The following is a 16,776-nucleotide window of genomic DNA, read 5'->3' as shown; positions in this document are numbered from 1 at the left end:
CGCCGTGGTGGCTGTGGTAGGCCCCACCGCCACCGGCAAGACCGCGCTGGGCGTTGCGCTGGCGCAGCAGTTTTCCGGCGAGGTCATCAGCGCCGACTCTATGCAGATCTACAAAGGTCTGGATGTGGGCACCGCTAAGGTCACCCCGCAGGAGACCTGCGGCATCCCGCACCACGGCGTGGACATCCTCACTCCGGAAAAGACCTTCAGCGTGGCGGATTTCACCGCGCTGGCAGGGGAGTATATCCAGGATATCACTGCCCGGGGGCATCTGCCGCTGCTGGTAGGCGGCACCGGACTGTATGTGCAGAGCCTTTTGTATGGGGTGCGCTTCACCGCCGAAAAAGCCCCGGATGGTCTGCGCGAGCAGCTGACCGCTGAACTGGAAGCCAACGGCCCGGAAGCCATGTACGCAAAACTGCAAGCCGTGGACCCGGAAGCCGCCGCTGCCATCCACCCCAATAATAAGGTACGGGTGCTGCGGGCGCTGGAACACTACCGCGCCACTGGCAAGCGTCTCAGCGAACAAAAGGCCGATTCGCTGCCGCCGGAGCGCCCCTACCGCAGCCTTGTGCTGGGGCTGGATTTCCCGGACCGCGCAGCGCTGTACCGCCGCATCGACCTGCGGGTGGACAAAATGCTGGAGGCCGGGCTTTTGGCCGAGGCAGAATACGTCTGGCATAACCGCGAAGCCTTCCGCACCGCCGCACAGGCCATCGGCTATAAAGAATTTTTTCCGTATTTCCAGCAGACCGCCACGCTTGAGGTCTGCACTGAAAAGCTCAAACAGGCCTCCCGCAACTACGCCAAGCGCCAGCTGACATGGTTCCGCCACATGGACGGGGTTACATGGCTGGACGCCGGGGCGGCGGACGTGCGGCAGACCGCTTTGCGCCTGACCCAAGACTTTTTATTGAAAGGATGATCCTTATGCCGGAAACCCCTCAGGAACCGCGCCACAAGTTTTCTGCGCTTACCACGCTGGCGGCTGTGCTGGCCGCCTTTTTGCTGGCGGCGGCAGCGTATGTCTGCTGGCAGGCGGCGCACATCCTTTTCCCCCAGAACGTCTACGAAACGGCGCTGCCCATCACCATCTCCGATACCATTGAAGCGGACGGCGTGCTGCTGTTTGACGAGACCTGCATTTCCGGCAGCGGCAATCTGGGTTACCTTGTCTCGGACGGCGAGCGGGTGTCGGCAGGCACTGCCGTTGCAGAGCTGTATACCGACGCCAATCAGGCGGTGCTGCGCCAGCAGCTGACCCAGCTTACCAGCCAGATCGACCTGTTGCAGCGCTCCCAGAACACCGCAGCCACCCAGCTGGACGGCCTGCTCAAGGAGCGCTCCGGTGCGCTGTATGACCTGCTGGACGCACTGGACACCGCCCAATACAGCGATGTGGACGAAAGCACCGATGCCTATTTGCTGGCGCAGAACAAGCTGTGGATCACCACCGGCGATACCGCCGGCTTTGCGGATCAGATCGCGCTGCTTGCCCAGCAGGCACAGACCGTGCAGGCACAGCTGGGCAACCCCACCCAGATCACCGCCCCTACCACCGGCTACTTTGTCCGGGCTGCCAGCAGCGGACGGCTGAACGCCGGTGCTGCGGACATTCTGGCGCAGAGTCCGGAGCAGCTCAAGGCCTATCTGGACTCTGACCCCGAGATGCCGCTGGATGGCTGTGTAGGCAAGCTGGTAGCCGGGTTCAGCTGGCAGTACGCCGGGGTGTGCTCCGCAAAGCAGGCCGAAAAGCTGCTGGGCTCGGACGGTAAGCCCCTGCGCACGGCGGTGGAGATCAGCTTCCCCGGCCAGAGCGATGCCGCCTTGCGCGCCACCGTTTCCGAGGTGACCATTGATGCAGAAAAGGATGTTGCCCGCTTTGTGCTGCAATGCAACTCCATCAACGGCGATGTGCTGTGCCTCAACCACGCCCGCGCACGCATCAGCACCGGCGAGAGCACCGGCCTGCGGGTTCCCGCCGCAGCGGTGCACTACCTCAAGGAGGACGGCACCGAGGCCGAGACGCAGGGCGAAAACTATATTCCCGGCGTGTACGTCAAGTACGGCAACATCGCCCGTTTCTGTAAGATCGACCCGGTGGATGCCGACCATCCGCTGATCTCGGAAGACGATTACATCCTTGTTTTGCCCAAGGGAACGGACGGTTCTGTCAGTCAGGTAAGGCTTTATGACGAAATAATCGTCTCCGGACAAAATTTATATGACGGAAAACTTTTGTAGTTATTGACATCTGCTGCAAAAAATCAGATAATAGTAAAAGCTATTTGCATTCTTTTTGCAAAGAACGCCAGGCAGCCGGGCGCTGCCCGAATGAAAGGAGCAGATAATTATGTCTTTGCTGGATAGCATTAAGAAGGGCCTGATGGGCGAAGGGGACGAGTACGAGGACCAGTACATCGATGACGGCCCCCAGATGGTGAACAACAACAGCGGCGTTGGCATCGGGATGGACGAAGAGACCGAAGAGCCTGCCGAGGGCACCAGCAAGAAGAACAAGGTGGTCAACATCCATGCCACCACCCAGCTCAAGGTGGTTCTGGTCAAGCCCGAGCGGTTCGAGGATGCCAGCACCATTGCCGATCATCTGAACAACAAGCGTACCGTGGTGCTGAACCTGGAGTCCACCAACAAGGAGGTTTCCCGCCGTCTGGTAGACTTTTTGTCCGGCGTGGCCTACGCCAACAACGGCCAGATCAAGCGCGTAGCCAACAGCACCTTTATCATTACCCCGTACAACGTAGATATTATGGGCGATCTGCTGGACGAGCTGGAGAACAATGGCGCATTCTATTGATCCAGCAGCCGGTGCGGTACGGGGCTTTGTGCCCGCCCGCAACGATGAGGAACGCTACCTTATGCGGCATATCGAGGATCTTGCCGATGCGGCTTTTTCCCGCGGCATAGCCCGGTACTCTGCATTCCTCAGCGACCGGGAACAGGATCTTGCCCGGGCGGCACTGGGGCGTGCCGGTGTGCGGGACGGCTGGCGTCTTGACGGCGGCTGGCCCGAGGCCGAGCGCAGGGTGCTCTGTCTGGAGCCGGAGTACAGCTACGGCGAGTGTCCGGTGCGCTGCGTACAGCTGCAATGCCGGGCACTGCCCGGTGCGGCGCTCCCCGCGCACAAGGATTATCTGGGCAGCCTGATGGGGCTTGCCCTCAAGCGCGAGGCGCTGGGCGATATCCTGCTGCCTGCCGATGCGCCGGGCACAGCCTATGTGTTCGCACTGGAACCGGCGGCAAAGCTTATCTGCCGGGAGCTGTGTCAGGCGGGACGCACAGAGGTGTCCACCCATCTGCTGGAGTCGGAAGAGATCCCGGCTTTCCCGGCACCGGAGCGGCAGCTGCTCACCGCCACTGTGTCCTCCCTGCGGCTGGACGCGGTACTCTCTGCCATGCTGCACGTCAGCCGCGGCACCGCTGCGGAGCTGATCGAGGCGGGCAGGGTAGAGATCAACCATCTGCCGGTGGAAAAACCCCATGCCCCCGTATACGAGCAGGATGTGTTCACCGTGCGCGGCAAGGGCCGCTTCCGGCTGACTGCATTGCCCGGGAAAAGTAAAAAAGATCGTTCGATCATTGAGTTCTTTCAATATTAAAAGCTATGGGAGGAAATGACTATGCTGACCCCGCAGGATGTCCGCTCTGTACAATTTGAAAAAAACCTCCGCGGCTACCGTACAGAGGACGTGGATCGTTTTCTGGACAAGGTCGAGGAGCAGCTGCAGCAGAACGATGCGCAGGCAGAGCAGCTGCGCAAGCAGATCGCTGATCTGACCGCAGAGAACCAGAAGCTCAAGGATGAGCTGCAAAGCTTTGAGGCCGACGGCGATATGCTCAAGAGCGCGCTGATCAACGCCCAGCGCATGGGCGAAAACGTGATCCGTGAAGCAAACCAGAAGGCTGAGGAGATCATTCACCGCGCAAATCTGCGGGGCGATGATATCATCCGCGACGCCAACGAGCTGCTGCAAAAGGCAAGCGACCGCGCAGACGAGATCGAGAACGAAGCCAACGAGAAGCGTCTGGCTGAAGAGCGGGAGTACGACCGCGTCCGTCTGGAGGTCACCCGCTTCAAGGCGGATGTGCTCAATTTGTACCGCAGCCATGTGGAGTCTTTGAGCCGTCTGCCGGAGTTCCAGAAGGACGCTAAGGAAGCCGAAAAGGACGCCCCCGTACAGGATGCCGAGCCTGTGCAGGAAGCTGCCGCAGAGCAGCCCGCCGCACAGCCCGAGACTGCCCCCGCAGCCGATGCCGCAGCAGCCCCGGCCGAGCAACCTGCCGAAATGACCGAAACCACCGAACCTGCCGCCCCTGCCGATGACGACAAGGCGGCTGACAGCAGCGAGGATTTCTGGGCAAAGGACGAAAGCCAGCTCAAGCTGGACCCGCCTCCTGCTGATATGAAGCCGGACGAGCCGGACTACGACGCTTTTCAGGGCGTAAAGTTCAGCGAGTAAGGCACCCAACGCAAAAATAGAGGAGAGTGTAAACCATTGGCTAAGAACAAATCGCAGTACGACAGTACGTTGAACCTGCCCAAGACCCTGTTTGAGATGCGCGCCGGTCTGCCCAAAAAGGAACCGGTCATGCTCAAGGACTGGGACGACAACGACCTGTACAACCAGCTCATGAAGCACAACGAGGGCAAGCCCCTGTTCATTCTGCACGACGGCCCTCCGTATGCAAACGGCAACATCCACATGGGCACCGCCCTGAACAAGATCATCAAGGATATCATCATCCGCGAAAAGAACATGGAGGGCTATCAGGCTCCCTATGTGCCCGGTTTTGATACCCACGGCCTGCCCATTGAGCTGAAGGCCCTGTCCTCGGTGGGTGACAAGAAGAAGGACATCTCCAAGCTGGAGCTGCGCCAGATTTGTGAAAAGTTTGCCACCGAGCACATCGACATCATGAGCGACCAGTTCAAGCGTCTGGGCGTTATCGGTGACTTCGAGCACCCCTACCTGACCCTGAAGCCGGAGTTTGAGGCACGTCAGATCGAAATCTTCGGCGAGATGGCCAAGAAGGGCTACATCTACAAGGGTCTGAAGCCTGTGTACTGGTGCCCGGACTGCCGCACCGCACTGGCTGAGGCCGAGATCGAGTACGGCGAGGACGACTGCGATTCCATCTTTGTGCGCTTCCACGTCTCGCAGGACCCCAACGGTGTGCTGGCAAAGTACGGCATCCCCATGGATAAGACCTACTTCGTCATCTGGACCACCACCACTTGGACCCTGCCCGCCAACGAGGCTATCTGCCTGAACGGTCAGTTCGAGTATTCTTTCGTCAAGATCGGCGAGGAGTACCACATCATGGCGACCGATCTGGTCAAGAGCGTCATGGACGCCTGCCACATCGAGAACTACGAGATCGTGGGCGAGCCCGTTTCCGGCGCTGAGTTCGAGCTGATGCGCTATAACCACGTCTACCTGCCCAAGGAGGGCTGGGTCATTCTGGGCGACCACGTCACGCTGGAAAGCGGTTCCGGCTGCGTTCATACCGCAGGCGGTCACGGCGTGGACGACTTCAACGTCTGCCAGAAGTATCCGCAGGTGCCCATCACGGTGCCCGTGGATGACGGCGGCTATCTGACCGAGTTGGCCGGCAAGTACGCTGGGCAGCGCGTGTGGGCAGCCAACAAGACCATTCTGGCCGACCTGACTGCTTCCGGCGCTGTGATGGGTCAGGTGCACATCAAGCACCAGTACCCCCACTGCTGGCGCTGCCATCATCCCATCATCTTCCGCGCTACCGAGCAGTGGTTCTGCTCCATTGCCAAGTTCCGCGAGGATGTGTACAAGGCCATTGATACCGTCACTTGGATGCCGGATTGGGGCCATGACCGCATGACCGGCATGGTGCGCGACCGCAACGACTGGTGCATCAGCCGCCAGCGCACTTGGGGCGTGCCTATCCCCGCCTTCTACTGCAAGAAGTGCGGCACCTACCACATCACCGATGCTACCATCAAGGCTGTCAGCGCCCTGTTCCGCAAGGAAGGCTCTGACGCATGGTATAAGTACGATGCCGAGCAGATCATCCCCGCAGGCGAAGTGTGCGAGAAGTGCGGCGCTTCCGAGTGGGAGAAGGATTCCGACATCATGGACGTCTGGTTCGACTCCGGCTCCACCCATGCTGCCGTGCTGGACGAGCGCCCCGAGCTGCGTTTCCCCGCCGATATGTATATGGAAGGCGGCGACCAGTTCCGCGGCTGGTTCCAGTCCAGCCTGCTGACCAGCGTTGCAAGCAAGGGCTGCGCACCCTATAAGTCCGTGCTGTGCCACGGCTGGGTTGTGGACGAGCAGGGCAAGCAGATGCACAAGAGCGCCGGCAACGGCGTGGAGCCCAGCGAGATCATCAAGGACTACGGCGCAGACATCATCCGTCTGTGGGTGGCTTCTTCCGACTACACCGTGGATGTGCGCGCCGGTAAGAACATCTTCAAGCAGCTCAGCGAGGCTTACCGCAAGATCCGCAACACTGCCCGCTTCATTCTGGGCAATCTGGACGGCTTTGACCCCAACACCGATTGTGTTGCAGACGATCAGCTGCAGGATATCGACCGCTGGGCACTGGCTGCGCTGGATGACCTGATCGTCAACACCAACGCTGGCTACGCTGTGTACGACTTCAACAAGGTCTACCACGCTGTGTACAACTTCTGCGTGGTGGCCATGTCCAACTTCTATCTGGACGTCACCAAGGATCGTCTGTACTGCACCAACGGCACCGCCCGCAAGGCCGCCCAGACTACCATGTACAAGATCCTTGTTGCTCTGGACAAGATCATTGCCCCCATCCTGTGCTTCACCAGTCAGGAGATCTGGGACTTCATGCCCAAGACCGAGGGCATGAACAAGTATGTGGTGTTCGAGCAGATGCCCAAGGCTGGCCAGTACGCCGCCGACGATGCCTTCAAGGCAAAGTGGGCACAGCTCATCGCCGTGCGCGACGAGGTCAAGAAGGTGCTGGAGCAGGCCCGTGCCGAAAAGCTCATCGGTGCATCTCTGGAGGCCTCCGTCACCCTGTACTGCAGCGATGCCGTCTATGACCTGCTGAACAGCATCCCCATGGACGAGCTGGCCGACCTGATGATCGTCTCCCATGTGGAACTGGTCAAGGGCGAGGGCGGCGCTGCCAGCGCTGTCGAGGGCTTGGGCGTTGCAGCTGCACACGCCACCGGCGACAAGTGTGAGCGCTGCTGGAAGTACTCTGCTTCCATCGGCAGCCACCCCGCACACCCCACCCTGTGCGCACGCTGCGCCAGCGTTGTGGAAGCATAAGCGTCCCGCATCAATACAAATCTGTTTTGTAAAAAGGGCGGCGCTCCCTTGAACGGGGAGCGCCGTTTTTTATAACAGAAACGAGGTAGCTAATGGCATTTGTACTCTTCAATCTGGCAGCTGTGGCTGCGCTGATCGGCATTGACCAGCTGATCAAACTGTGGGCGGTGCAGGTTTTGCAGCCGGTAGGCGCTATGCCGTTCATCCCCCATGTGGTGGAGCTGCGGTTCGTGCTCAATCCGGGCATGGCTTTCAGCCTGCTCAGCGGCAAGCAGCTGTTCCTGATCATCGCCACAAGCGCGGCGCTGCTGGCGGTCGCCTATGGCCTGTTTTTCCGCAGCCGCGGCAAGCGCCTGCAGCAGGCAGCGCTGGTGCTGGTGCTGGGCGGCGGCATCGGCAACCTGATCGACCGTGTGCTCAACGGCGAGGTGGTGGACTACATCAACCTGCTGTTCATGCGCTTTGCTGTGTTCAATTTTGCAGATATCTGCGTTTGCGTGGGCGTGGCACTGTGGGTGCTGGTGATCTTTCTGGACGAAGTGCACGCCGATGATGCCGCTTCCAAGGAGCAGTAAATTATGGAACAGCGTGAATTTATCGTAGAGCAGGAGACTGCCGGTCAGCGTATCGACCGCTTTCTCAGCGGCGAGGACACCGGCCTGTCCCGCTCGGCGTTGCAGGCGCTGGTGGCCGAGGGGCATGTGCAGTGTAACGGCAAGGCCGTGGCCAAAAGCCTGAAACTCAAGGCAGGGGACACCGTGCTGCTGGAGATCCCAGACGCAAAGCCCATCGAGGCCGTGCCGCAGGATATTCCGCTGGAGATCGTCTACGAGGACGCCCATCTGCTGGTGGTCAACAAGCCCAAGGGCATGGTGGTGCACCCCGCACCCGGCAACCCGGACGGCACGCTGGTCAACGCCCTGCTGTGGCACTGCAAGGGCAGCCTTTCCGGCATTGGCGGTGAGATCCGCCCTGGCATCGTCCACCGCATCGATAAGGACACCAGCGGCCTGCTGGTGGTGGCAAAGGACGACGCTACCCACATCGGCCTTTCCCAGCAGATGGCAGTGCACAGCGTGGAGCGCGCCTACCAGACGGTAGTTTACGGCGGCTTTGCGCAGGACGAGGGCTTTGTGGAAGCAAACCTCGGCCGCAGCAAGATCGACCGCAAAAAAATGGCGGTCTACCCGGCAAATGAGCCCCACACCAAGTATGCCTACACCGGCTATAAGGTGCTGGAGCGGCTGGGGGAGTTCACCCTGCTGGAATGTCGCCTAAAGACCGGCCGCACCCATCAGATCCGTGTACACATGGCCTCCATCCACCACCCGGTGGCAGGGGACCCGGTGTACGGCCCCCACAACTGCATCACCAGCCTGCACGGCCAGTGTCTGCACGCCAAAACGCTGGGCTTTGTCCACCCCATCACCGGGGAGCAGCTGCGGTTCGATTCCGAGCTGCCGGACTACTTTACCCATTTTCTCGCAACTCTCAGGAGGAAAAACACATGAACGATTCTCTGGCATCCACTTTGGTGCTCTGTGATCTGGATAACCTGCTGCTGGGCGAGGATGGCAATCTGACCCAGGTGGTGCGGGATGTTTTGCAGCTGTTCAGCAGCCGCGGCGGCAGACTGACCGTTTTTTCGCAGCGCTCCCCGCGTGCCGTGCGCTCCATTCTGGGCAGCGTGCGTCTGGCTGCGCCTGCGCTGGTGTGCGGCGGCACCATGGCCTACCACTATGCCGACGGCAACCGGGTGCCCCTGTGCAGCTTTGCCCAGCAGCAGGAGCTTTTTGCCTGCCTGCCGGATACCCCCGGCGTGGGCGTTGCCGTGCAGATGCAGGACGGCACCACCCGTGTGCTGCGCATGAGCACTGCGCTGGAGCGCCACCTGCGGCAGGAGTGGACCCCGTATCTGCTGGCAAACGCCGCCGATATCCACCCCGAGCAGGTACTGCGGGTGTTGCTGTATCAGGACAGCAAGTCTGTGCCCCTGATCTCGCTGGCAGAAAAGGCCATCGGGGATCATGTTGCCCTGCTGGGTGAGCGCATTGCCCCGGACACCCTTGTCCTCACCCCCAAGCGGATCTCCGGACGGGAAATGCTGGACACCGTCTGCACCATGGCGCAGGTGGGTGCGGAGCAGGTTCTGGTGCTGGCGGGCGGTCAGCCCATGCTGGAGCTGGTGCAGACCGTGGAGCACAGCGCAGTGGCCGCCGATGCCCCGGCAGAGTTGCGCCTTGCCGCCGGGCAGGTCACCCTGACGGATGCCGCCGGTGGCGCTGCCGTGGAGGTTTTGTACCGCATGGTGCGTGCTGCTGAAAAATCTGTGTAAAACTTATGCAAGGTCCTCTGCAATTTTTCTGCAGAGGGCTTTCTTTTTAGCAAAAAATCAGGTAGAATGGGAGAAGAAGCCTATGCAAAACAAAAAACGCCGCGAGGAGCTGTTCCTGCTGCTGTGTCTTGCCGCCGCAGGGGTCTGTGCTGTGCTGGCGTTCCGGTTTGCAGTGCCGCTGCAAGCGCAAACGCCGCAGACACTGCCGGACACAAAGGAGCTGGCAGCGTATACGCAGGTGGAACTGAACACAGCCGATGCAGACGCTTTGTGCACCCTGCCCGGTGTCGGCCCCCACAATGCACAGGCCATTCTGGACTACCGGGCGCGGCACGGCCCGTTTGCACAGGTGGAGGATGCGGCACAGGTGCCGGGCATTACCCAAGCAATGGTGGATTCATGGGCAGGGCAGGCGTATGTCCGCTAGAGCGCACCCCGCTTGCTGCCTTGGTCAAAGAGGAAATATGGAGATATATTGTTATGAGTGACGAATCGATCTTTATCAACCGCGAACTGAGCTGGCTGGATTTCAACCGCCGCGTTCTGGCGCTGGGCAAGGACAAGAACGTCCCGCTGGGCGAGCGGATCAAATTTCTGGCAATTTACGGCTCCAATCTGGACGAGTTTTTCATGGTGCGCGTGGGCTCCTTGCAGGAGCGCGCAAACCTTGAGCAGAGCAAGACCAAAAAGGAAAAGCGGGAAAACAAGACCAACATGACCGCCGCCGAGCAGCTTGCCGCCATTATGCCCAAAACGGCGCAGCTGCAGGAAGAATGTGATAAATTCTACGCAAAAGCGCTGGAAAATTTGGCAGAGAACGGCTATCATAAGGTGGATTTCGATCACCTGACCAAGGAAGAGGAGCATCTCTGGAAAAAATACTTCCAGTCCGAGCTGTTCCCCATCCTCAGCCCGCAGATCGTGGATAACCGCCATCCGTTCCCGTTTTTGCGCAACAAGGAGATCTATCTTGGCGTGCTGCTCAAGGAAAAGCACACGCAGGAGCAGAGCCTTGGCATCGTGCCTATCTCCAGCCAGATGGAACGGCTGCACTTCATCAAAAAGGACGGCGCTGTGCAGTTTGCCCTCACCGAGGAGCTGGTGCTGCACTATGCGTCCAGCATCTTCGGCAAGGATTCTATTCAGGAAAAATGCCTGTTCCGGGTCACCCGCAACGCAGATATCGACGTAAAAGAGGGCATGATGGATCACGATATCGATTACCGTGAGATCATGACCGAGCTGCTCCGGCGCCGCCGCAAGCTGGCCGCTGTCCGTTTGCAGATCACTCCCGCCCCCGCACCGGAGGTGGAGCGGCTGCTGTGCAGCCGTCTGGAACTGACCCGCAAGCGGGTGTTCTTGCAAAAGAGCCCGCTGGATCTGAGCTTCTTCTTCAAGCTTTCCGGCCGCATGGAGGCCGAGGGTCACCCGGCGCTGTTCTACGCCCCCGCACGCCCCATGCTGCCGCCGCCGGATTATGATCTGGCTGCCGAGGTACAGAAGCATGACGTGCTGCTCAGCTACCCGTACCAGTCCATCCGCCCCTTTATCGCCATGCTCAAAAAGGCCGCACAGGACCCGGACGTCATCTCTATCAAGATGACCCTCTACCGCATGGCGCGGGAGTCCCAGATCGTGCAGGCGCTGATGGAAGCTGCCGAAAACGGCAAGGAAGTGGTAGCGCTGGTGGAGCTGCGCGCCCGCTTTGACGAGCAGAATAACATCGACTGGTCCAAGCAGCTGGAAAGCGCCGGCTGTACTGTCATCTACGGCTTCGAGGACTACAAGGTGCACTCCAAACTGACCCTCATCACCCGCAAGGGAGCAGAGGGCTACTCCTACATCACCCAGATCGGTACCGGCAACTACAACGAAAAAACCAGCGAGCTGTATACCGATTATTCCTTCATCACCGCAGACGAGCGCATCGGCGAGGAAGCCTCCAAGGTGTTCCGCAATCTGGCCGTGCAGCAGCTCACCGAGGAAAGCGACAAGATGTTGGTGGCTCCGCTGCGCTTCAAGAGCGTGCTGCTGGACGAGATGGATCACGTTATCGCTGCCGCCCGCATGGGACGTCCGGCTTCCATGATCCTGAAAAACAATTCTATCAGCGACCGGGACATCATCCTCAAATTGCAGGAAGCCAGCTGCGCCGGGGTGCGCATTGATATGATCGTGCGCGGCATTTGCTGTGTGCGCGCAGAGGTGCCCGGCAAGACCGAGAACCTGCACATCCGCAGTCTGGTGGGACGGTATCTTGAGCATGGTCGCATTTATAGCTTCTTCGATGGCACCCACACTCGCATTTATATTGCCTCCGGCGACTTCCTCACCCGCAATACCGAGTGCCGCGTAGAGGTGGGCGTGCGGGTGGAGGATCCCGCTCTGGTGCAAAAACTCACGGATATCCTTCAGCTGCAGCTGCGGGATAATGTCAACGCTAGGGTCATGGATGCCAGCGGCAACTACCAGAAGGTAAAGCCCGCCGAGGGCGAGCCGTTGGTCAACAGTCAGATGGGCATGTACGAGCTGCTGCGCAACGACTGGCAGCGCCCCGAGCCGTGGAAGTGCACCACCCCTGCCCCGGAAGCAGAAAAACCGGCGGCAGTCTGTCAGGAAGTTACCGTGGAGCAGCTGAAGCAGGAGCTGCCCCATGTGTTCCAGCCTGCACCGGAAAAGGCCGAGAAGGCCGCCCCGGCGGCACAGCAGCCCGACCACTACGAGGCGCTGGAGCAGATGCTGAACAATAAGCCCCGCGCTGCGCAGCCCACCCCCAAAGCTCCGGCTGCACCCCGCCCGGCTGTAAAGCCTGTTGTCACCGCACCCAAGAAAAAGAGCCTGCTGGAACGCATAGGAAGCTTTTTTCGGCGCTGATCTGTAAAATCATGTAAATCAAAGCCAGAGCTACTGCGCAGAAATTTGTGCGACGGCTCTGTTTTTTTGTTTATGTTCTCCCGCCCGTTGCTTGTGCATACACTATTCGGGATAGGAGGGCGGTGTATGCGGGCAAAACGGAGCGGACAGGCAGCAAAGCTGCGCAGATGGCGGTGGGGCATCATGGCACTTGTGCTGGCGGGGCTGGCACTCTGCCTGCTGGCGGCTTTGCCGGTGCAGGCTGCGCGGAATACCAAAAAGTATTGCTTTCCGCTGGATACTGCGGCGTGGCGCATCTCGGACGCCTACGGCGCGCGGACAGACCCCTTTACCGGCAAGCCTGCGTTCCATCAGGGGCTTGACCTTGCCTGCATAGCGGGCACGGCAGTGCGGGCAGTACAGGGCGGGGTAGTGACCGCAGCGGCATACAGCCCAAGCTACGGCAACCATCTGCGCATCCTGCACCCGGATGGCTGCGAGACCCGCTACGCGCACCTGCAATACCTCTATGTCCGCCCGGGAGAGGTGGTGCAGGCCGGGCAGGCGCTGGGCACAGTAGGGCAGACAGGCCGCGCCACCGGTGCGCACCTGCATCTGGAACTGTGGCAGCAGGGCGCTGCCTGCGACCCCGCCGCCCTGTTGGAGAATGCCCCGTGAACCGGCTGCGGGTGGGGAAGCTTGTATTCCGGGACCCGGTGCTGCTGTGCGGTGTGGTGTACCTGCTGCTCTACTTTGATGCCAGCGGTTTTCTGCGTCTGGGGCTACTGGCGGCTATTCTGCACGAGCTGGGGCACATTTTTGTCTACTGCATCCAGCAAAGGCATCTGCCGGTCATTGAGGCGACCATGACCGGCTTTTGTATGCGCACAGTAGGGGAAAGGCTCTCCCCGCGCCAGCGGCTCGTGCTGGCCGCCGCCGGGCCTGCGGTCAATTTTTTACTTGCCGGGGCGTGGGCGCTGCGCCTTGCGCAAGCTGCCACCATCCGCGGCAGCGCGTTCTGGGCGGCAAATCTGCTGACGGGGCTGTTCAACCTTTTGCCAATCCCGCCGCTGGATGGTGCACAGATAGCGGCGTGCGCGGCGGCGCTCTGGCGGCAAAAATACGGAAAGTGCACACAACCCGCCGGAAACGATTGCAAAACCGGCACATTTGGGGTAAAATAAAAAGAACGCAAAAAACGGATTGTTTATGGAGGACCCGATGTTTGATCCCAAACTGAAAGAAGCGCTGGGACGGGTGCAGAAGCCCGGCCGCTACACCGGCGGCGAGCCCGGCAGTATCTATAAAGAAAAGGACAAGGTGGATGTGCGCTTTGCCTTCTGCTTCCCGGATACCTACGAGGTGGGAATGTCCTTTCTGGGCGAAAAGATCCTGTACGAGCTGCTCAACAGCCACGAAAACTGGTGGTGCGAGCGCGCCTTTATGCCCTGGCTGGATATGAAGGCAGAGATGGAGCGCCTGCAGCTGCCGCTGTACACCATGGAGAGCAAGGACCCTCTCACGGCCTTTGATGCTGTGGGCTTTACTTTGCAGTACGAGCTTTCCTATACCAATATCCTTGCCATGCTGGACTTGGCGGGCATCCCGTTCTACTCCAAAGACCGTGATGACCGCTGGCCGCTGATCGTAGCGGGCGGCCCCTGCGCCTGCAACGCTGAGCCCATTGCGGATTTCTTTGATGTCATCCAACTGGGCGAGGGCGAGAACCAGCTGCCCGCCATCTGCGCCGAGATCGAAAAGGCTAAAAAAGAGGGCATCTCCAAAAAACAGCTGCTGCTCAACATTGCAAAGATCCCGGGCGTGTACATCCCGGCTTTCTACGATGTCACCTACCACGAGGATGGCAGAGTGAAGGCCATCACCCCCAACGAGCCGGGCATCCCCGCACGCATCACCAAAGCCATCATCAAGGATCTGAACCAGTTTGCCCCGCCCACAAACTTTGTGGTGCCCATGGTAGGTGCTATTCAGGATCGCGCCAGCATCGAGGTGCTGCGCGGTTGTGTGCGCGGCTGCCGGTTTTGTCAGGCAGGCTTCTTGTACCGCCCCATGCGCCAGCGCGATGCCAGTTTGCTGAACAAGGCAGCACAGGATCTGTGTGCAAACACCGGCTACGAAGAACTGAGCCTTTCCAGCCTTTCCACCTCTGACCACGGTCAGCTGGAAGAACTGCTGGACGATCTGAACGAGTGGGCACCCAAGGAGCACGTCAGCCTGTCGCTGCCTTCCCTGCGCGTGGACAACTTCTCCCAGAGCCTCATTGAAAAGACCACCAAGGTGCGCAAGAGCGGCCTGACCTTTGCTGCCGAGGCCGGTACCCAGCGCCTGCGCAATGTCATCAACAAAAACGTCACCTGGGACGAGATCGAAAAGACCTGCACCATCGCTTTCAATGCAGGCTACACCTCGGTCAAGCTTTACTTCATGATGGGCCTGCCCACCGAGACCATGGAGGATATCGAGGGTATTGCCGAGACTGCTCAGAAGGTGGTAGACCTCTACTACAAGAATACGAACCACGCCAAGGGACGCGGCGTGCAGGTGACCATTAGCTGCGCCTGCTTTGTGCCCAAGCCCCACACCCCCTTCCAGTTCGTGCCCATGGATACCGCCGAGACCCTGCAGGCCAAGCAGAAGCACCTGCTGGAAAGCGTGCACAGCCGCAAGATCAAGGTGAACTATCACGACAGCACCACCAGCTTCTTAGAGGGTGTGTTCGCCAAGGGTGACCGCCGCCTTGCCCCGGTCATCGTGGAGGCTTATAAGCGCGGCTGCTACTTCGACGGCTGGGAGGAGTGCTTCAAGTACGATACCTGGATGCAGACCTTTGCAGACATGGGCATCGACCCCGCCTTCTACTGCCAGCGCCCCATCGCGCTGGACGAGGTGACCCCGTGGTCCCACATGGACTACGGCATCACCCACGAGTATCTGGTGCGGGAGTACAACAAGGCTCTGGCCGCCCAGACCACCCCGCCCTGCAACCGTGCCTGCAACGCATGCGGTGCCAACCATCTGTTAGGAGGTCCCTGCTTTGATTACAGTCAGAATCTCGTTTGAAAAGAAAAATGAAGCCTCCTATATCTCCCTGCTGGACCTGCAGCGGGTGATGCAGCGGGTGCTCAAGCGCAGCGGTCTGCCGGTGTGGCATACGCTGGGTTTCAACCCCCATATCTACATGACCTTTGCCTGCCCGCTCTCGTTGGGACAGGAGAGCGAGTGCGAGTGCGTGGACGTTAAGACCGAGGCGGAAGCCCCGGATTTTGCCCAGTGGCGGACCGCCCTCAACGCCATTATGCCCGCCGGTATCCATGTTACCCGGGTGGCTCCGGTGGAAATGAAGGCGGACAGCATCGCCTTTGCCTGCTACCGCATCAGCTACCTGGCGGCTGCCGCTACGGTGCTGGAGCAGTATAATGCGCTGGAGACAGCCCCCGTGGAAAAGCACAGCAAGCGCGGCAAAAAGATCGTGAACCTTAAAGAGCATATCCCGCAGCTTAGTTATACTGTACTGGGGGACACCGTGCAGCTGGAGCTGTGCCTGCCCGCTGCGCAGGAGCTGAACCTGAACCCCTCGCTGCTCACCGGTTTTCTGGAAGAAAAGTTCGGCCTGCCCGCCGCAAGTGCCAACATTCTGCGCACCAAGTTTTTGACGGCAGACCGGCAGCTGTTTGTCTAAAGCTGCGCAAAAGTCCGTCTATCAGGCAAAACAGAAAATTTTTGCAAGATTTTTCGCTAAATTGCTTGCATTCAAGCCGGTTTTGTGCTATCCTATTAGGGCGTTAGTGTCCGCTGAGACCACAGCGGGGTTAATGACAAGTATTTATCATTAAACGGGCGGTCCTCTGACGGCTATGCCGTGCATGAACGTCTAAAAACAAATGGAGGATTCAAAAATGGACGCACTGAAGATTATTTCTGAAGGCAGCATCAAGGCTGAAAAGCCTCAGTTCAACGTTGGCGATACCGTCCGCGTTGATGTTCGTATCAAGGACGGCGACCGTGAGCGCATTCAGGCCTTTGAGGGCACTGTCATCGCCAAGAAGCACGGCGGCGTTGCAGAGACCTTCACCGTTCGCCGCGTGGCTTACGGTGTCGGCATCGAGCGTGTCTTCCCCGTCAACAGCCCCTTCGTTGAGAAGGTCACTGTTGTCCGCAAGGGCAAGGTTCGCCGCGCAAAGCTGTTCTATCTGCGTGGCCGTACGGGCAAGGCTGCCAAGGTCAAGAGCGATATTTGATCATCCCCGATTTGAA

Annotated in this window: 16 protein-coding genes; all 16 read left to right on the top strand. The window is 59.7% G+C overall.

Annotated elements, in window-relative coordinates:
- The first annotated feature begins 4 nt into the window (after positions 1 to 4).
- The 16 genes from miaA to rplS all read left to right on the top strand — a co-directional run bounded on the left by miaA (position 5) and on the right by rplS (position 16,760).
- The gene (gene miaA, locus C7J97_RS02470; RefSeq protein WP_113991958.1) at positions 5 to 925 is read left to right on the top strand and encodes a tRNA (adenosine(37)-N6)-dimethylallyltransferase MiaA; all 921 of its coding nucleotides are present in this window, start codon (positions 5 to 7) and stop codon (positions 923 to 925) included.
- 5 nt (positions 926 to 930) lie between these two features.
- Entirely contained in the window at positions 931 to 2,244 is a 1,314-nt protein-coding gene (locus C7J97_RS02465; RefSeq protein WP_242983420.1) for a biotin/lipoyl attachment domain-containing protein, read from the top strand.
- Positions 2,245 to 2,353: 109 nt separating this feature from the next.
- Positions 2,354 to 2,818 carry a cell division protein SepF gene (locus tag C7J97_RS02460; protein WP_005925611.1) on the top strand — a complete coding sequence of 155 codons (465 nt, stop codon included), beginning with the start codon at positions 2,354 to 2,356 and terminating at the stop codon, positions 2,816 to 2,818.
- Complete coding sequence (locus C7J97_RS02455) at positions 2,802 to 3,620, top strand: YlmH family RNA-binding protein (RefSeq protein ID WP_113991944.1); 819 nt, start codon at positions 2,802 to 2,804, stop codon at positions 3,618 to 3,620. Before C7J97_RS02460 ends, C7J97_RS02455 begins: the two co-directional genes overlap by 17 nt.
- Before the next feature lie 21 nt (positions 3,621 to 3,641).
- On the top strand, positions 3,642 to 4,481 hold the full coding sequence (locus C7J97_RS02450; protein WP_242983419.1) for a DivIVA domain-containing protein: 840 nt from the start codon (positions 3,642 to 3,644) through the stop codon (positions 4,479 to 4,481).
- A gap of 36 nt (positions 4,482 to 4,517) precedes the next feature.
- Positions 4,518 to 7,313 carry an isoleucine--tRNA ligase gene (gene ileS, locus C7J97_RS02445; RefSeq protein WP_113991942.1) on the top strand — a complete coding sequence of 932 codons (2,796 nt, stop codon included), beginning with the start codon at positions 4,518 to 4,520 and terminating at the stop codon, positions 7,311 to 7,313.
- A 92-nt stretch (positions 7,314 to 7,405) separates the two neighbouring features.
- Complete coding sequence (gene lspA / locus C7J97_RS02440; protein WP_113991941.1) at positions 7,406 to 7,888, top strand: signal peptidase II; 483 nt, start codon at positions 7,406 to 7,408, stop codon at positions 7,886 to 7,888.
- A gap of 3 nt (positions 7,889 to 7,891) precedes the next feature.
- Positions 7,892 to 8,824, top strand: coding sequence for an RluA family pseudouridine synthase (locus tag C7J97_RS02435; protein WP_113991940.1), 933 nt, complete (start codon positions 7,892 to 7,894; stop codon positions 8,822 to 8,824).
- Entirely contained in the window at positions 8,821 to 9,648 is an 828-nt protein-coding gene (locus C7J97_RS02430) for an HAD hydrolase family protein (protein WP_113991939.1), read from the top strand. The genes C7J97_RS02435 and C7J97_RS02430 overlap by 4 nt, the downstream gene beginning before the upstream one ends.
- Before the next feature lie 82 nt (positions 9,649 to 9,730).
- Positions 9,731 to 10,075, top strand: coding sequence for a ComEA family DNA-binding protein (locus C7J97_RS02425; RefSeq protein ID WP_015538554.1), 345 nt, complete (start codon positions 9,731 to 9,733; stop codon positions 10,073 to 10,075).
- A gap of 53 nt (positions 10,076 to 10,128) precedes the next feature.
- Positions 10,129 to 12,522 carry a polyphosphate kinase 1 gene (ppk1, locus tag C7J97_RS02420; protein ID WP_113991937.1) on the top strand — a complete coding sequence of 798 codons (2,394 nt, stop codon included), beginning with the start codon at positions 10,129 to 10,131 and terminating at the stop codon, positions 12,520 to 12,522.
- Between the two features lie 126 nt (positions 12,523 to 12,648).
- Positions 12,649 to 13,179 carry a M23 family metallopeptidase gene (locus C7J97_RS02415; protein WP_113991936.1) on the top strand — a complete coding sequence of 177 codons (531 nt, stop codon included), beginning with the start codon at positions 12,649 to 12,651 and terminating at the stop codon, positions 13,177 to 13,179.
- The gene (locus tag C7J97_RS02410; protein ID WP_113991935.1) at positions 13,176 to 13,685 is read left to right on the top strand and encodes a metalloprotease; all 510 of its coding nucleotides are present in this window, start codon (positions 13,176 to 13,178) and stop codon (positions 13,683 to 13,685) included. Before C7J97_RS02415 ends, C7J97_RS02410 begins: the two co-directional genes overlap by 4 nt.
- Before the next feature lie 37 nt (positions 13,686 to 13,722).
- Positions 13,723 to 15,582: a TIGR03960 family B12-binding radical SAM protein gene (locus tag C7J97_RS02405; RefSeq protein ID WP_113991934.1), complete on the top strand. Its 1,860-nt coding sequence runs from the start codon at positions 13,723 to 13,725 to the stop codon at positions 15,580 to 15,582.
- Entirely contained in the window at positions 15,557 to 16,201 is a 645-nt protein-coding gene (locus C7J97_RS02400) for a TIGR03936 family radical SAM-associated protein (RefSeq protein WP_113991933.1), read from the top strand. Before C7J97_RS02405 ends, C7J97_RS02400 begins: the two co-directional genes overlap by 26 nt.
- Before the next feature lie 217 nt (positions 16,202 to 16,418).
- Entirely contained in the window at positions 16,419 to 16,760 is a 342-nt protein-coding gene (gene rplS / locus C7J97_RS02395) for a 50S ribosomal protein L19 (protein ID WP_015538550.1), read from the top strand.
- Positions 16,761 to 16,776: the final 16 nt, after the last annotated feature.

It is taken from the genome of Faecalibacterium prausnitzii (assembly GCF_003324185.1).
Lineage (GTDB): Bacteria > Bacillota > Clostridia > Oscillospirales > Ruminococcaceae > Faecalibacterium > Faecalibacterium prausnitzii.
The sequence above is the reverse complement of the archived record's forward strand: the minus strand, read 5'-3'. Positions and strand labels throughout refer to the sequence as shown.

Bases quoted from the DNA above. Each gene is read 5' to 3' on its own strand.
- C7J97_RS02465 (WP_242983420.1), top strand. From the start codon at position 931: ATGCCGGAAACCCCTCAGGAACCGCGCCACAAGTTTTCTGCGCTTACC.
- C7J97_RS02460 (WP_005925611.1), top strand. From the start codon at position 2,354: ATGTCTTTGCTGGATAGCATTAAGAAGGGCCTGATGGGCGAAGGGGAC.
- C7J97_RS02455 (WP_113991944.1), top strand. From the start codon at position 2,802: ATGGCGCATTCTATTGATCCAGCAGCCGGTGCGGTACGGGGCTTTGTG.
- C7J97_RS02450 (WP_242983419.1), top strand. From the start codon at position 3,642: ATGCTGACCCCGCAGGATGTCCGCTCTGTACAATTTGAAAAAAACCTC.
- lspA (WP_113991941.1), top strand. From the start codon at position 7,406: ATGGCATTTGTACTCTTCAATCTGGCAGCTGTGGCTGCGCTGATCGGC.
- C7J97_RS02435 (WP_113991940.1), top strand. From the start codon at position 7,892: ATGGAACAGCGTGAATTTATCGTAGAGCAGGAGACTGCCGGTCAGCGT.
- C7J97_RS02430 (WP_113991939.1), top strand. From the start codon at position 8,821: ATGAACGATTCTCTGGCATCCACTTTGGTGCTCTGTGATCTGGATAAC.
- C7J97_RS02425 (WP_015538554.1), top strand. From the start codon at position 9,731: ATGCAAAACAAAAAACGCCGCGAGGAGCTGTTCCTGCTGCTGTGTCTT.
- ppk1 (WP_113991937.1), top strand. From the start codon at position 10,129: ATGAGTGACGAATCGATCTTTATCAACCGCGAACTGAGCTGGCTGGAT.
- C7J97_RS02415 (WP_113991936.1), top strand. From the start codon at position 12,649: ATGCGGGCAAAACGGAGCGGACAGGCAGCAAAGCTGCGCAGATGGCGG.
- C7J97_RS02405 (WP_113991934.1), top strand. From the start codon at position 13,723: ATGTTTGATCCCAAACTGAAAGAAGCGCTGGGACGGGTGCAGAAGCCC.
- rplS (WP_015538550.1), top strand. From the start codon at position 16,419: ATGGACGCACTGAAGATTATTTCTGAAGGCAGCATCAAGGCTGAAAAG.